We start from the raw sequence: 15,236 nt of genomic DNA on the forward strand, positions 1-15,236 counted from the left end.
AATACAAACAAAAATCGCAGGTCATACAATTTTTTTTAAACTGCGACTATCACTAAGTGACTGCAATACATTCTTTAAATTTATAAATAAAATTACTTATTTATATTAAATGTAAATTTTATCAAATAGTAAAATTTAATCCTAAAAATAAGCAGCTGATCTGTTTTCTGGCAAAATTTTTAAAAAATTTAGGCAATACAAGAGTATGATGTGCTCAATTTAGCTTTTGAGTGCTTACTTTATGTCCAATTGGTTTCCCAAATGGCGCCCTTATGAAGGCAGCATTGATGCACGTCCTGTAGGTACCAATGAGTATCTACCGCCTGCACAAACCGTTGTATTGGGGATACAACACGCATTTGCCATGTTTGGTGCCACTGTACTTGCACCTTTTTTAATGGGCTTTGATCCGAACCTTGCCATTTTAATGTCAGGAATTTGTACCATCCTGTTCTTTTTCATGACAGGTGGGCGTGTTCCAAGTTATTTAGGCTCAAGCTTTGCCTTTATTGGGGTGGTGATTGCTGCCACAGGCTATGCAGGCGCAGCAGGCGGTTTAAATGCCAATATTGGGGTTGCGGCAGGCGGGATTATTGCCTGCGGTATTTTATATGCCCTGATTGGCTTTTTGGTGATGGCTACTGGCACCCGCTGGATTGAAAAATTAATGCCACCTGTGGTGACAGGTGCGGTGGTGATGATCATTGGTTTAAACCTTGCTCCTGTCACGGTCAAAGCGGTTGCAGGCAATCCATTTAATATGTGGATGGCCTTGGTGACTGTGCTATGTATGGGCATGATTGCCGTATTTACCAAAGGTTTACTGCAACGCCTCTTGCTCCTGATTGGCTTGCTCATATCGTATCTGATCTATTTTGTAGTCACCAATGTCATGGGTTGGGGGACGCCAATTAACTTCGCACCGATTCAGCAAGCCGCTTGGTTTGGCGTACCAGACTTTCATGCGCCTGTATTTGATGTGAATGCCATGCTGATTATTGCCCCAATTGCCTTCATTTTGGTGGCAGAGAACTTGGGACACATTAAAGCAGTAGGTGCCATGACTGGTGAAAACCTCGATCCACACATTGGTAAAGCCTTTGTAGCCGATGGTGTTGCCACAACCCTTGCAGGTGGTGTCGGTGCACCGGGTATGACTACCTATGGTGAAAACATTGGGGTGATGGCTGTTACCCGCGTGTATTCCACGATTATTTTTGTGGTGGCGGGGGTCTTTGCTATTTTCCTTGGCTTATCACCAAAATTTGGGGCAATCATCCATACCATTCCTACCGCCATTTTAACGGGCGCTTCGATTGTGGTATTTGGTTTGATTACCATTGCTGGCGCGAAAATCTGGATTGAAAACAAAGTCGATTTTTCTAAAAACAAAAATCTGATGGTGGCTGCCGTGACCATTATTTTAGGAACGGGTGACTTTGCGTTGCAATTGGGCAGCTTTAACTTGGGCGGGATTGGGACAGCAACTTTTGCAGCCTTGTTCCTGAACTGGTTCTTTAGTTTGCGTGATCCCTCTTAATCAGAACTTGCGGTCATTTGCTTGAACCTAAGTAAATGCCGAAACAATGCAAAAAGACCGAACAACAGTGATTGTTCGGTCTTTTTTTACCTCAAACGGTCTGTCTAGAATGAACCGTTTTTAAGAGATAATGCTTTTACTTGGCTTATTTCTGTTTTTTAAGCTCTTGCTTAAGTTGCTTCAATTTGCCTTTATGTTTTGAAATCTTTTTCAAACGTGCTTTGATTTGTTGCTTCAAAGATTTAACTTGCTTAGCCATGGTATTACTCCTTAGTAAGGCTATTCGTTGCCATTGTGTTGTTTCACAAAACTACGAATAAATTTTCTTAATTCACGAGCAGCACTAGTATCAAGTTCTTCACATAAACGAATAAATTCATCACGTTCAGTACTATTAATACGAATTAAAAGTTGTCCATCTTTCTTGCCTGTCTTTATTTTTTTGATTTGCTCGTTCATTGCTGATCTCTCCAAAATAAAGACTGCTTTGCAAAAGATGTATATACAATATATATACTTTTTAAAATAAAGCAAACTTACAATATTAAAAAATGTAATAAAATCATATTCTTTTTTTTACCAATTCTTTTTAAAAACCCAGCAAAGCCAAGACAGGCAAGGCTTTGCGCTTAAAACCACCTGCAGAAAAAATAAGCAAATTATTTTTAAAAATTATGCTTTGAATACCAAGATGGCATATAAATACGCGGTTTTACCGCAAAAACGCAAAGTTTGGGCTGCGTTTGAAGCATCGCCCAAACTTAGGGATAGATCAATTAAGGACGGAATTCTTTTAATTCACGCTGAATAAAATGCTGAATCATATCGTGATACAAACGCTCGACCATGTCAGGATCGACTGCATGTTGCAGAGCCAAAGTACGGACTTTTTCAATCACTTCTTTCACGCGCTGCGGTGACTGTACATCTTCCACAGTCTGTTTATGGCGCATGGCCTGATCGACATAAAACTGACGCGATGCAATCAGTTCAATTAAAGCCACATCAATTTGGTCTATTTTGTCACGTGCTTGTTGTAATGAGTTTACTTTTTCATTGTTCATGGGCTTGGGCTACACTTTCAGTTTCGGTTTCGTTTTCACTCTTATACTTTTCTTCTAACACATTACTGAAAATACTTTCAATCATCCACACCCGATATAAGCTGTTAAACACGTAGCTTTGCCCATCTATGCGCAATTCCAACACAGGAAAATCGGGCTGAGATTTCATTTCACACAGCATATCGTTTTCTTTGAGCAACTCGGTCACATCGGCTGTGGTCAGTTGATCTAACTCCAGTTCACGCTGCATACGCTCAAAATGCGCTTTAAAGGATAAATCCTGTCCCCTCGTCCATACCGCCTGCAAAATGCGATACATGGCATCCACACGCTGTTCTTCAGGCGCACTGTAATACAGTTGTGCCATTTGATAAGTCGCCTGCTCAGTCGGGCGGCAAAACGGCGTAAACGCAACATCAGTACGTTTAGATAAACGTGTTGCCAAACTCCAGTCAAACCAGTCGCGTCCATGATAAGACAAGGGATACACATTCAAATGGATATTGTAATAGGCAGCTAATTCTTCTTTGATATACGCCAATAACAACCAAGAAATCGGGTCTTCCAGTGCAATATACAAATCCAGTTCAGGGTCGAGTGCCTGAATTTCATTGAGTTCTTCGGCATCACTAATTAAATGTTCTCGCCATTCAATGTGATTGATCAAGAAAATAGGATTATCGGTCAGTAATTTTTGTTGTTTTAAACGGCGAGTCAGACGCAATAAATCATCTACGGCATGATATTTACGTCCACCAAATTCAAAATAACTGGCCAATACAGGTGCATCATCAAAAACCCGTTCAGGAAAATCCTGAATTTGATGATGACGGCTGGCCATGGCATATAAGGTGCGTAATTTACCCGACTGCTTTTGCCACAGCATGTGGAACACATCTTCCAGTAAATACAAGAAATCCTGACCACGTAACGGCGTATGCCTCAAAATGGCTTCTGCCTGCATTAAGGCCTCTGCAGTCGGTGGTTCAGGGGTATCGTGAAAACTAAAACGATGCTGTTTGGCAAGAATTTGTGCATCTTGAATACAATAATTTTGCCATTCTACAGCCGACATTTGGTTCGGTGCATCGCCACTTTGCCTCGAAATCACCACGGTTAAAGGTTTTAATTCATCGGCCAGAATATCTTCTAATTGCGGCAACTCCTGTACCGCCAAATAGCTATATACATCATCTAGACGCAAATGCACACTCAGTCCGTGTTCCGTGGGCAACACCGCTTGCCGAGATGGTTTTTGATAAAACCAACTCGATCTGATCGGATCGAACCAACGGCGTAACAGTGACATGAGATCAGCCTCTAAAAAGAAAATCCTTGTGGTTTGGGGACAAGCCACATGCAAATCATGTGCGCTCGTCCTTCAATAGTACACAAGGATTTATATCAATTCATATAAAAATGATCAATTAGACCTCTAAATTCAGATCAGTCACTGCACCTTTTTCTGCGCCCGATGCCAATTTAGCAAATTTCGCCAATGCACCATGGGTATAGTTTGGCTTTGGTTTGACCCATGCCGCTTTACGTGCTGCCATTTCCTCTTCCGACACATGCCAAGTCATTTCACGGGTTTCGGCATTAATCGAAATTTTATCGCCATTTTTCACCAGACCAATTGGCCCGCCTTCATACGCTTCTGGGGTCACATGCCCAATCACAAAACCGTGACTGCCACCCGAAAAACGTCCATCAGTAATTAACGCCACGGAGTTACCCAAGCCTTTGCCAATAATTGCAGAAGTCGGTTTCAGCATTTCTGGCATACCTGGGCCACCTTTAGGGCCTTCACCACGAATCACAACTACTTCACCTTCTTGCACTTCACCATCTAAAATGCCGCGCATCGCACCAATTTCACCTTCAAAGACACGCGCAGGGCCCTCAAAATACAAACCTTCTTTGCCTGTAATTTTGGCCACCGCCCCTGTTGGCGATAAATTGCCTTTTAACACCACCAAATGCGAATCTATTTTAATTGGGGCATCAAACGGTAAAATAATCTGCTGATCGGCTGGGTAGTCAGCAACATCGGCCAAGTTTTCTGCCAAAGTTTTACCAGTAACGGTTAAGCACGAACCATCTAACATTCCTGCATCGAGCATACGTTTCATTAGCGGTTGAATTCCGCCAATCGCAATCAGCTCAGACATTAAATATTTACCCGATGGGCGTACATCTGCCACCACTGGGGTTTCCTGACCAATTCGTACAAAGTCATCTAGCGTGAGTTCAACCCCTGCAGAATGTGCCATTGCAATTAAATGCAGCACACCATTGGTCGACCCACCCAAAGCAATCAGTACTTTAATGGCATTTTCAAAGGCAGACTTGGTCATAATGTCACGTGGTTTAATATCCAGACGTAACAGATTCATGACTGCCTCACCTGCACGTTGGCAGTCATCCATTTTATCTTGAGAAACAGCTTCTTGTGCCGAAGACCCCGGTAAACTCATACCCAGTGCTTCAATCGCCGATGCCATAGAGTTAGCGGTGTACATGCCACCACAAGAGCCTGCACCTGGCAAAGCAACTTCTTCAATCTGCTTGACCTGAATTTCGTTAATTTCGCCTTTGGCGTGCTGACCCACGGCTTCAAATACCGAAATAATATCGGTGTGTCCTGCACCAGGTTTAATCGTGCCGCCATACACAAACAAGCCTGGACGGTTTAAACGCGCCAATCCCATAATGCAACCTGGCATGTTTTTATCACAGCCACCAATGGCAATCACCCCATCATAGGCCTGACAGCCCACCACAGCTTCAATTGAGTCGGCAATAATTTCACGTGAAACCAGTGAGTATTTCATACCCTCAGTGCCGTTTGAAATCCCGTCTGAAATGGTGATGGTATTGAAAATAATGCCTTTACCACCCGCCTGATTCACGCCTTTTTCTGCTTCGCGCGCCAAGCCATCAATATGCATATTACATGGGGTGACATTGGCCCAAGTCGATGCAATGCCAATAAATGGACGAGTAAAATCTTCATCCTTAAAACCCACCGCACGCATCATGGAACGTGCTGGTGCATTTTCAATGCCTTCATAGACTTCGGCTGAATGTTCGCGGATATTCTGTTTACTCATGGCTGATTCCTTAGCGAGATCGGTGAAATGTCGTGTTCATTATGACGATTTATTTTATTTTTCATTGTATCGAAAGCAGGCAGGATGTAAACGAAAATGCCTGTCTAATTTCATTGCTCAAATTTGCTGCACTACTAACATTGCTCATTGCAGGCTCATAAAAAAAGCACCCCAATTTTGGAGTGCTTTTTTGTAGCAGCTTAAATTGCCAAGTACTGCTTAGATTTCACGTACCGCACCTTTTGCCGCACTGGTGGTATGCATGGCATAAGCTTTCAACGCTTTAGAAATTTTACGTGGACGTTCTTCTGCAGGATGCCAGCCTTTAGCTTCTTGCGCTTCACGACGTGCCGCCATAGTTGCGTCATCTACCGCCAAGTGAATGCTGCGGTTTGGAATATCAATTTCGATACGGTCACCATCTTCAACCAGACCAATCGCACCACCTTCAGCCGCTTCTGGAGAAACGTGACCAATTGAAAGACCTGAAGAACCGCCCGAGAAACGACCATCGGTCAGTAAGGCACATTCTTTGCCTAAACCTTTCGATTTCAAATAGCTGGTTGGATAGAGCATTTCTTGCATACCTGGGCCACCACGTGGGCCTTCGTAGCGAATCACCACCACATCACCCGCTGTAATTTTACCGCCCAAAATCGCGTCTACAGCAGCATCCTGACTTTCAAAAACACGTGCTGTGCCGTTGAATTTCAAAATAGAATCATCCACCCCTGCAGTTTTTACAATACAGCCATCTAAAGCAATATTGCCGTAAAGTACCGCCAAACCACCATCTTTAGAGAAAGCGTGTTCTGCATTACGAATCACACCATTGTCACGGTCACCATCTAAACGTGAATAGTAACGGTCTTGTGAGAATGCTGTTTGGGTGGGTACGCCGCCCGGTGCAGAACGGAAGAACTGGTAAACGTCTTCATTTTCGGTACGGATGATGTCCCATTTATCCAAAGCATCTTTTAAAGTCGCTTCGTGAACTGTGCCTACTGAAGTGTCCAATAAACCTGCGCGATCCAGCTCGCCTAAAATAGACATAATGCCACCCGCACGGTGTACATCTTCCATGTGAACATCTTGTTTTGCAGGCGCTACTTTACATAGTACAGGCACTTTACGTGATAAACGGTCAATGTCATCCATGGTGAAATCCACACCTGCCTCATTGGCAGCCGCCAACAAGTGCAGTACGGTGTTGGTTGAACCGCCCATGGCAATGTCCAACGTCATAGCATTTTCATAAGATGCTTTGGTTGCAATTGAACGTGGCAATACGCTGTAATCGTCTTGTTCATAATGGCGTTTGGCCAATTCCACAATCAACTGACCTGCTTTATCAAACAGTTTTTTACGGTTGGCGTGAGTTGCTACAATTGAACCGTTGCCTGGTAAAGATAAACCTAGAGCTTCTGTTAAGCAGTTCATTGAGTTTGCAGTGAACATCCCTGAGCATGAACCACAAGTTGGACATGCAGAACGCTCATATTCAGCAACTTCTTCATCCGTATAGTTGTCATCTGCCGCCACAATCATCGCGTCAATCAAGTCAATCGCGTGTTCATTGCCACGAATTTTGACTTTACCTGCTTCCATTGGGCCGCCAGACACAAACACCACTGGAATGTTCAGACGCATAGCAGCCATCAGCATCCCTGGTGTGATTTTGTCACAGTTGGATATACACACCATTGCATCGGCGCAGTGTGCGCTGACCATGTATTCTACCGAGTCGGCAATCAAGTCACGCGATGGCAATGAATACAACATGCCGTCATGACCCATGGCAATCCCGTCATCTACAGCAATGGTGTTAAATTCTTTGGCAACACCACCTGCCGCCTGAATTTGCTCTGCCACCATTTGACCGAGGTCTTTTAAATGCACATGGCCAGGTACAAATTGGGTAAATGAGTTGACCACCGCAATAATCGGCTTACCGAAATCTTCGTCTTTCATACCCGTTGCACGCCATAAGCCGCGTGCACCCGCCATATTTCTTCCGTGTGTCGATGTTTTTGAACGATAGTCAGGCATTATAAAGTTCCAACTTGGTTGTGCTGAAATGAATCTGAAATTCATTCTGGCGAAATAATACTGTTTGCAAGATCTGTATCACTGCAAAATAGTTTAAGAGTCTTTCTATTTTACTACAGCTTGAGGTACTAAGGCTGCTGCTTTACCAACTTTATGATGGATAAAAAGTGACGAGAACCCACAGCACCTTGTTGATCATACTGAATGCAATACAAAACTTTCATGAATAATTTTTAAATTTTGCATTACTAATTTTTATCATAATAATTTATAGCACAGCGACAAGGTGGATTTGTTACAACCCGTTCCGACCTTTGAGCCGCAATTTGTTATAATTGCCGCGTCATCTAAAACTATGGGTTGATTTCCATTGAAAATCGTTTTTGCAGGTACGCCTGAATTTGCTGCAAGCGCTTTGGCAGCACTCCTGAACACCGACCATGAGATTGTCGCGGTTTACACCCAGCCTGACCGTAAAGCAGGACGCGGACAAAAACTCACAGCATCTGCGGTGAAGCAATTGGCACTACAACACGATCTTCCTGTCTATCAACCTTTGCATTTTAAATCATCTACTGAAGAAGGTCTGGCGGCCCAACAAGAATTGGCTGCATTGAATGCCGATGTGATGGTGGTTGCGGCCTATGGTTTAATCTTGCCGCAAGTGGTTTTAGATACTCCTAAATATGGCTGCTTGAATATTCACGGTTCGTTATTGCCACGTTGGCGTGGTGCAGCGCCGATTCAGCGCGCGATTGCCACAGGTGATACCGAAACAGGCATCACCATTATGAAAATGGCTGCAGGCTTAGATACGGGCGATATGATGTATAAAACCCTATGCCCAATTACTGCCACAGACACCTCTGCCACTTTACATGACAAACTGGCGCAGCAAGGTGCCAAAGCAATTGTTGAAGTACTGGCTTCAGAACAAAAATTGCAAGACTATTTAGCCGCGCGTGAAGTGCAAGATGAAGCCTTGACGGTCTATGCACACAAATTGACCAAAGCCGAAGCACAAATTGACTGGTCACAAACTGCAGCCGAAATTGACCGTAATATCCGTGCCTTTAACCCGTGGCCGGTGGCGTTTATCCCTTTAGATGAAACACAAAACTTGCGCGTTTGGGGTTCAGCATTATCGGATGAATCTGCACAAGGCAAAGCTGCAGGCACAATTTTAAAACTGGACAAACAAGGCGTACACGTCGCTTGTGGCGATCAACAAGCGGTATGCTTAAGCTCGTTGCAATGGCCAGGCGCTAAACCGCTGAATCCTGTGCAAATCATTCAAACTCAAAAACTTCAAACAGGACAAGTTCTCGCATGAGCCATTCTGAATCAGGCAACTCACATTTGAACTTGCGTGCCCAAGTCATCCGTACGCTATTGGCTGTACAACAAGGGCAATCATTGGCGAGCGTTTTACCTGCACATTTAAGTAAAGTCGCAGAACGTGACCGCGCCTTGTTTCATGAACTGGTTTTGGGCACTTTGCGTCAATGGTATGCCCTAAAAAGCATTACTTTGCCGCTGTTGGTGAAACCACTCAACAATGAAACTGTTGAAACCTGTTTATATGTCGGCTTATATCAAGTGCTTTGTACTCGTGTAGCCAGTCATGCCGCAATTTCTGAAACCGTAACTGCAGCCAAACAATTGGGCTATCAAGCACTCAGCGGTGTGGTGAATGCGATTCTGCGTCGTGTTTCACGTGAAACATCGGAATTTCAAATGGCTTTGGCACAAGCACATGGTTTGCCAAGTTGGTTGTATAAACGCCTAAAAAAAGATTGGCCTGAACAATTAGAACAACTGACGCAAACGTTAAAGCAAACTGCGCCGCTAACCTTAAGAGTCAATACACGCCAAATTAGCCGTGATGACTATTTAGAAATTTTGCACGAACAAGAGATTGCTGCAGAAGCTTGCACCGTGTCTGAAGTTGGTATTGTGATGCTGCAAAATTTGCACATTCCAGACTTGCCTGGTTTTGATGAAGGCATTTTTTCAGTACAGGACGAACATGCCCAACTGTGTGCAATGCTCTTGCCAAATTTAGATGGCAAAGTCGTGCTCGATGCCTGCGCAGCACCTGGGGGTAAAACAGCACATCTGCTTGAAAAATTTCAGCCTAAAAAATTGATAGCCTTAGATCAGGACGCCAAACGTCTATTACGTGTCAGCGAAAACCTAGAACGTCTGCAACTGAATCAAGAAACGCAAGTCGAAATTTTGGCTGCCGATGCAACCACATGGAACGCCAGTGAAGCAGTAGACTGTATTGTATTGGATGCACCGTGTTCTGCAATTGGAGTCTTGCGTCGCCATCCAGATATTCGTTTGCTGCGTCAATCTAGCGATATTCAGCAAACGGTGGCATTACAGCAACAGATTTTGCAGCAGATGTGGCAGCAACTCAAAGTTGGTGGCACCTTGCTTTACATTACCTGCTCGGTTTTAAAAGCCGAAAATGAACAGCAAATTCAGCAATTCTTTGCCGAACATCAAAATGCCAAAGAAGTCAAAATTGATGCAGATTGGGGCATTCCACAACTGTATGGACGCCAATTATTGCCACAACAAGGACGCGGGGATGGTTTTTATTATTGTCGTATTGAAAAAACCGCCTAAGCTATTTCTGTTTTAACGATTCTTCTCATTTAATAGCCTTTCCAAAAAAATAACCCTTGAATCAATCAAGGGTTATTTTAGTTAGCCAGTGCAATGCTTTACAGCATCGCACCCGTTTCAGCAAAATGCTTAGTCTTCGAGTTCATCTGGGTTTTTGATCAGGTGAATCATCGCCAAAACCAAACCACCCCAAAGTACCACTGTTGAAATAATCAACATCACCAATGCAGATGTATTCATCTTATTTCTCCGCTGCGTCGTGATCTTTTAAGCGGCTAAGCAATACCGCGCCAATAATAAAGAGCACCACGGTACCACCACCCACGGTGAGTAAAATGTGTAATGGATAACCACCATAGCCTTCTGCAAAAATAGATTTCAGGGTTAAGCCTAAAGCCACGAGCAATGAAAGCGGCGTCACGATGGTTAACAGGAAATTCCAGCCCCAACCCAATTTAATGCTTGAGTATTGGTTAACGTGTTGCTGCAATTCTTTGAGCAATGGACGACGGAACCAAGTCACCAAAATGATCGACAATAAACCACCACCAACAATACCAATGTTGTTGGCAAAGTAGTCAATGATGTCGACAAAAGTGATCGCGCTGTGGGTAGAGAATAAAATGGTTGAAACAATAGCTGAACCACCCGCAATGATGGTTACTGCACGCTTACGCGACCAACCCAGTTTGTCTTGGAACGCAGCAATGGGCACTTGCAGAATACTCACCATTGAGGTCACCCCTGCAACCGTCAATGAAGCGAAGAATAAGAAACCAAATAAATCGCCACCTGCACCCAAGCTTGAAATGATTTTCGGGAATGCAATAAAGGCTAAACCAATACCACCAGAAACCACTTCATCTACCGATGAACCTGCGCTGTACGCCATGAAACCAAGCGCAGCAAAAATACCAATACCCGCTAAAATTTCAAAAGATGAGTTTGCAAGTGCAACCACCAAGCCTGAACCAGTCAAGTTGGTTTTACGTTTTAGGTAAGATGAGTAGGTCAACATAATCCCGAAACCCACTGAAAGTGAGAAGAAGATATGACCAAAGGCAGCTAACCATACTTTATAGTTCGCCATCGCTTCCCAGTTAGGCGTAAAGAAAGCATTTAAGCCATCGACTGCACCCGGTAAACGTAAAGCTTGAACCACGAGAATAGAGAACAAAATCAGCAAAAGTGGTATAAAGATTTTATTTGACAGCTCAACCCCTTTTTTCACCCCGCCGTATAAAATGAACATCACCACCGTCCATACGATGACTAGACCAATAAATAAGGTTGGTACAAAACCAAAGGCTAAGCCTTCACCATTTTGTAAGTAGCTTGTGAAAAAGAATTTTTCAGTGTCTGTTCCCCATTGCTGACCAATGGAATAGAACATATAACTGCCTGCCCAAGACAATACGCTGGCATAGTAAATACCAATCAGCAAAGTCACCATCACCTGCCACCAGCCCAATGCTTCACTGTTCATGAGCTTTTTATAAGCGGTTGGTGGTGCTTTACGGTATTTATGTCCGACTGCATAGTCCAAAAACAGCAATGGCAAACCTGCGGCAAAGATCGCAATTAAATAAGGGATTAAAAATGCGCCGCCGCCATTTTCATAGGCAACATAAGGGAAACGCCAAATATTGCCCAACCCGACCGCAGAACCAATGGCTGCGATAATAAAGCCTGATCGCGCGGACCAACTCTCACGAGAATCTGTCATAGAACACCTAAACTTCAGGCTATTTTTTGCTGCTTGTTTTTTAATTCTGACCTTTTATATAAATAACTTGCTTTTTCATTAGCTTAAATTTACTTTATATAACGGTACTTTAGCGCACGCAAAAAATATCCTGCAAAAAATGAAAATCTGGGTGTTTGCTTTAGAGTCACACCTTTTGAGCATCAAATTCTAAAGGTCAAACAGCGAAATATTCGGAAAATCTTGCTTAAAGTCTTTGCCCAATATTGCGCTTTTGTATGGCTTAACAATACTCATTTTTGAACAATTTTTCTGTAAATTCTGCTTAGAAAGATGCTTTTTGTATGCATTTTTTTAATCAAACGTTCAAATTCCACTCCATTTTGACTTGATTTTTTAGTTATAAATCGTATAACTATTTGGAATGAAATTTTGATGCTATTTGAGTTATTTTAATTTTCATCTATTTTAGCAGCGCTGTAGCCTATTATTCACCGAACTACAGCACTGTAATCAATCATCTCAAAATTCAGAGTTAACTCATCCTTTCTCTTTATTTATAATGATGCATCATTAGATCAGATACTTAACGCTTAATTACCAATAAACGCTCTTCCTGCATATCCCGAATAGCAGATTGAATCCCTTCACGCCCTAAACCCGAATCTTTCACGCCACCATAAGGCATATTGTCCACACGGAACGATGGAATATCATTAATAATCACCCCACCAACTTGTAACTGATCCCATGCATACAGCATTTTTTCCAAGCTTTGTGTATAAATACCCGCCTGTAAACCAAAACGACTTTGGTTGATACGTGCAATCCCTTGCTCAAAAGATGAATATTTTTCCAAAATGGCAACAGGGCCAAAAACTTCATCTTTATAAACTTCCAAGTTTGGATCGACCTGTTCCAATAAAGTCGGTTCAAACATCACACCTTTCAGCTCGCCACCTGCCAATATTTTTGCGCCTTTTTTCACCGCTTTATCAATCCACTTTTTCAAGCGCTGCGCTTCAGCTTCCTTAATCATTGGCCCGACCAAAGTGCTGTCTAAATCAGGATCTGCCGCTTTAATTTTCTTGAGCTGGCTCACAAGTTTCTTTTTCAGTTCGGCATATACGTCAGCATGCACCAAAATACGTTGCACACTAATACACACCTGCCCAGCATGATTATACGCACCACCAATTAAGCGATGAATCAATGCATCATTCAATTCAGTATCGGGTTCAATCATCACTGCTGCATTGCCGCCCAACTCTAGCGTTACTTTTTTGCGTCCTGCGCGGGCTTTCATATCCCAACCCACCACATCTGAACCAGTAAAACTGAGCAGTTTAAAGCGGTCATCTGTCACTAAAACATCAGCTTGTTCACGCTCACAAGGCAATACCGAAAACGCACCTTTAGGTAAATCTGTTTCTGCCAACACTTCTGCAATTTTCAATGCTGAAATAGGCGTGGCACTGGCAGGTTTTAATACAAAAGGACAACCTGCGGCAATCGCAGGTGCAATTTTATGTGCAGTTAAATTCAACGGAAAATTAAAAGGACTAATCAAAGACACGGTACCAATGGGTACATGCTTAACCATCCCTTGATAATTCGCAGCAGCAGCCGTCACTGCCAACGGCAAAATACGCCCTTCATCTAGTTGTGACACCGCATCTGCCGCAATTTGGAAGGTATTAATTAAACGCTCGACTTCTGCCATCGCAGCCAAACGTGGTTTTCCACCTTCGGCAATTAAAATTTCGACCAATTCTTCACGCATGTTTTGAAAACGCTGCACACAATGCAACAGAATTTTTTGTTTTTGAAAGGGCTGTAATTTTGCCATTTCAGCTTCTGCTTTTACGGCTGCACGAATGGCCTTTTCAATACTTTTTTCATCGGCAAGTGCAACACGCGCATATACTTTTTGAGAATATTTATGCTGAACGGCTAACCATTGCCCTGTTTCTACGGCTTTATTGGCAAGATAGAGCGGATAATCGACAGGTGGATGGACATTTTGCATACTGAAATCCTCTATTTTTGGCGCGAATTAAGCTATATTTTTACAAGAATTTTGATTCTAGAAAATGTATGATGCGCTAAGTTGGACAATATTTCACATGATTTTTTGTCACGAGAACATACAACACCACACCATTCATCCCAAATGATGATGACAAAATACTAGAGTTTATATGCTTACATTACAACGTTTTGCTTTAGCATGCAGTTTAATTAGTTGTTCAGCGGTGCATGCCGATATTATTGGGGTAAAAGCCAGCGTAGATTATTGGAAATATAGCGCAGACTGGAATCAGGCTCAGTTATCACCAAACTTGGATGATGATTTTGCCTTACCCTTCAGTCTAGCAGTAGAGCATCCAGTACCATTTTTACCCAATGCTAAAATTAAACATGCCAATTTGCAGGCCGAAAGCGAGCAAAGCGCTGCTGGTGTAAAAATCAATCAACTAGATTTAGATTACTCAGACTTCATTTTATATTATGAAATTTTAGATAACATTGTTGCCGCAGATGTTGGATTTGGTGCCAAAGTACTTGAAGGCGACTTAAGATCGAATTTGTTTTCGACACAAGACGTCAGTGAAACTTTAGCTATGCTGTATGCAGAAGCAGCGGTCAAATTGCCATTTACAGGTTTAAGTGCCAAAGCTGAAGCTAACTATGCCAAAAATAGCGACAATGAAGTTCGTGATGCTCAGGCAGAAATTAAATATAACTTTATAGATGCCATTTTAGTCGATGTTGGTTTAAAAGCAGGTTATCGCATTTTAGATATTAAGCTCAATCAAGATTCCAATCAGGAAACTCAATTAGAGTTTAAAGGCCCATATTTAGGTTTAGAAGCACATTTCTAAATATTTGATATTTATATAAGTTTAAAACCCTTAAATTATTTTTTAAGGGTTTTTTTATTCTTCTTAAATTTTTCTTTTTTACATAAAAAAAACACCCCCAACATTTGTTGAGGGTGTTTGAATAATGAGCTGGCGATGACTTACTCTCACATGGGTAACCCCACACTACCATCAGCGCGAAGAGGTTTCACTTCTGAGTTCGGGAAGGGATCAGGTGGTTCACTCTTGCTATGGTCGCCAGCA

Annotated in this window: 12 protein-coding genes and 1 rRNA gene; 4 read left to right on the forward strand and 9 right to left on the reverse strand. The window is 42.6% G+C overall.

Annotated features, from left to right (window positions below; all coding sequences use genetic code 11):
• Positions 1-241: 241 nt before the first annotated feature.
• Positions 242-1,540 carry a solute carrier family 23 protein gene (locus FTT74_RS08140; protein WP_004970352.1) on the forward strand — a complete coding sequence of 433 codons (1,299 nt, stop codon included), beginning with the start codon at positions 242-244 and terminating at the stop codon, positions 1,538-1,540.
• Between the two features lie 279 nt (positions 1,541-1,819).
• Here the strand turns inward: FTT74_RS08140 and FTT74_RS08145 are convergent, their stop codons facing one another.
• From FTT74_RS08145 to ilvD (FTT74_RS08165), 5 genes are all read right to left on the reverse strand, one after another.
• The gene (locus FTT74_RS08145; protein WP_004970356.1) at positions 1,820-1,999 is read right to left on the reverse strand and encodes a hypothetical protein; all 180 of its coding nucleotides are present in this window, start codon (positions 1,997-1,999) and stop codon (positions 1,820-1,822) included.
• A 317-nt stretch (positions 2,000-2,316) separates the two neighbouring features.
• Entirely contained in the window at positions 2,317-2,604 is a 288-nt protein-coding gene (locus FTT74_RS08150; protein ID WP_179988877.1) for a chorismate mutase, read from the reverse strand.
• A complete protein-coding gene (locus FTT74_RS08155; protein ID WP_179988878.1) occupies positions 2,594-3,913 on the reverse strand; it encodes a hypothetical protein in 1,320 nt (439 codons plus the stop codon). Before FTT74_RS08155 ends, FTT74_RS08150 begins: the two co-directional genes overlap by 11 nt.
• 118 nt (positions 3,914-4,031) lie before the next feature.
• Positions 4,032-5,717 (reverse strand): dihydroxy-acid dehydratase, encoded by a 1,686-nt coding sequence (ilvD, locus tag FTT74_RS08160; RefSeq protein ID WP_179988879.1) that lies wholly within the window; start codon positions 5,715-5,717, stop codon positions 4,032-4,034.
• 219 nt (positions 5,718-5,936) lie between these two features.
• On the reverse strand, positions 5,937-7,766 hold the full coding sequence (gene ilvD / locus FTT74_RS08165) for a dihydroxy-acid dehydratase (protein ID WP_019837334.1): 1,830 nt from the start codon (positions 7,764-7,766) through the stop codon (positions 5,937-5,939).
• A gap of 370 nt (positions 7,767-8,136) precedes the next feature.
• Between ilvD (FTT74_RS08165) and fmt the strand changes: the two genes are divergently transcribed.
• Both fmt and rsmB read left to right on the forward strand, forming a co-directional pair.
• Positions 8,137-9,099, forward strand: a complete 963-nt coding sequence (fmt, locus tag FTT74_RS08170) for a methionyl-tRNA formyltransferase (protein ID WP_179988880.1) — start codon at positions 8,137-8,139, stop codon at positions 9,097-9,099.
• The gene (gene rsmB, locus FTT74_RS08175; protein WP_179988881.1) at positions 9,096-10,403 is read left to right on the forward strand and encodes a 16S rRNA (cytosine(967)-C(5))-methyltransferase RsmB; all 1,308 of its coding nucleotides are present in this window, start codon (positions 9,096-9,098) and stop codon (positions 10,401-10,403) included. The genes fmt and rsmB overlap by 4 nt, the downstream gene beginning before the upstream one ends.
• Before the next feature lie 129 nt (positions 10,404-10,532).
• On the opposite strand, the gene FTT74_RS08180 is transcribed toward rsmB, so the two are convergent.
• The 3 genes from FTT74_RS08180 to FTT74_RS08190 all read right to left on the reverse strand — a co-directional run bounded on the left by FTT74_RS08180 (position 10,533) and on the right by FTT74_RS08190 (position 14,137).
• Positions 10,533-10,643 carry a methionine/alanine import family NSS transporter small subunit gene (locus FTT74_RS08180; RefSeq protein ID WP_004970370.1) on the reverse strand — a complete coding sequence of 37 codons (111 nt, stop codon included), beginning with the start codon at positions 10,641-10,643 and terminating at the stop codon, positions 10,533-10,535.
• A gap of 1 nt (position 10,644) precedes the next feature.
• Positions 10,645-12,129: a sodium-dependent transporter gene (locus tag FTT74_RS08185; protein WP_104852799.1), complete on the reverse strand. Its 1,485-nt coding sequence runs from the start codon at positions 12,127-12,129 to the stop codon at positions 10,645-10,647.
• Between the two features lie 565 nt (positions 12,130-12,694).
• A complete protein-coding gene (locus FTT74_RS08190) occupies positions 12,695-14,137 on the reverse strand; it encodes an aldehyde dehydrogenase family protein (RefSeq protein ID WP_179988882.1) in 1,443 nt (480 codons plus the stop codon).
• 172 nt (positions 14,138-14,309) lie between these two features.
• Between FTT74_RS08190 and FTT74_RS08195 the strand changes: the two genes are divergently transcribed.
• Positions 14,310-14,993 carry a TIGR04219 family outer membrane beta-barrel protein gene (locus FTT74_RS08195; RefSeq protein WP_179988883.1) on the forward strand — a complete coding sequence of 228 codons (684 nt, stop codon included), beginning with the start codon at positions 14,310-14,312 and terminating at the stop codon, positions 14,991-14,993.
• Between the two features lie 127 nt (positions 14,994-15,120).
• On the opposite strand, the gene rrf is transcribed toward FTT74_RS08195, so the two are convergent.
• Positions 15,121-15,235: ribosomal RNA gene (rrf, locus tag FTT74_RS08200) — 5S ribosomal RNA — on the reverse strand.
• Between the last annotated feature and the right edge of the window lies 1 nt (position 15,236).

Origin of the sequence: Acinetobacter sp. YH01007, from assembly GCF_013420425.1 — a bacterium.
In the GTDB taxonomy this organism is placed as follows: domain Bacteria; phylum Pseudomonadota; class Gammaproteobacteria; order Pseudomonadales; family Moraxellaceae; genus Acinetobacter; species Acinetobacter towneri.

Bases quoted from the DNA above. Each gene is read 5' to 3' on its own strand.
- FTT74_RS08150 (WP_179988877.1), bottom strand. From the start codon at position 2,604: ATGAACAATGAAAAAGTAAACTCATTACAACAAGCACGTGACAAAATA.
- FTT74_RS08195 (WP_179988883.1), top strand. From the start codon at position 14,310: ATGCTTACATTACAACGTTTTGCTTTAGCATGCAGTTTAATTAGTTGT.
- ilvD (WP_179988879.1), bottom strand. From the start codon at position 5,717: ATGAGTAAACAGAATATCCGCGAACATTCAGCCGAAGTCTATGAAGGC.
- ilvD (WP_019837334.1), bottom strand. From the start codon at position 7,766: ATGCCTGACTATCGTTCAAAAACATCGACACACGGAAGAAATATGGCG.
- FTT74_RS08185 (WP_104852799.1), bottom strand. From the start codon at position 12,129: ATGACAGATTCTCGTGAGAGTTGGTCCGCGCGATCAGGCTTTATTATC.
- FTT74_RS08180 (WP_004970370.1), bottom strand. From the start codon at position 10,643: ATGAATACATCTGCATTGGTGATGTTGATTATTTCAACAGTGGTACTT.
- FTT74_RS08155 (WP_179988878.1), bottom strand. From the start codon at position 3,913: ATGTCACTGTTACGCCGTTGGTTCGATCCGATCAGATCGAGTTGGTTT.
- rsmB (WP_179988881.1), top strand. From the start codon at position 9,096: ATGAGCCATTCTGAATCAGGCAACTCACATTTGAACTTGCGTGCCCAA.
- FTT74_RS08145 (WP_004970356.1), bottom strand. From the start codon at position 1,999: ATGAACGAGCAAATCAAAAAAATAAAGACAGGCAAGAAAGATGGACAA.
- FTT74_RS08140 (WP_004970352.1), top strand. From the start codon at position 242: ATGTCCAATTGGTTTCCCAAATGGCGCCCTTATGAAGGCAGCATTGAT.
- FTT74_RS08190 (WP_179988882.1), bottom strand. From the start codon at position 14,137: ATGCAAAATGTCCATCCACCTGTCGATTATCCGCTCTATCTTGCCAAT.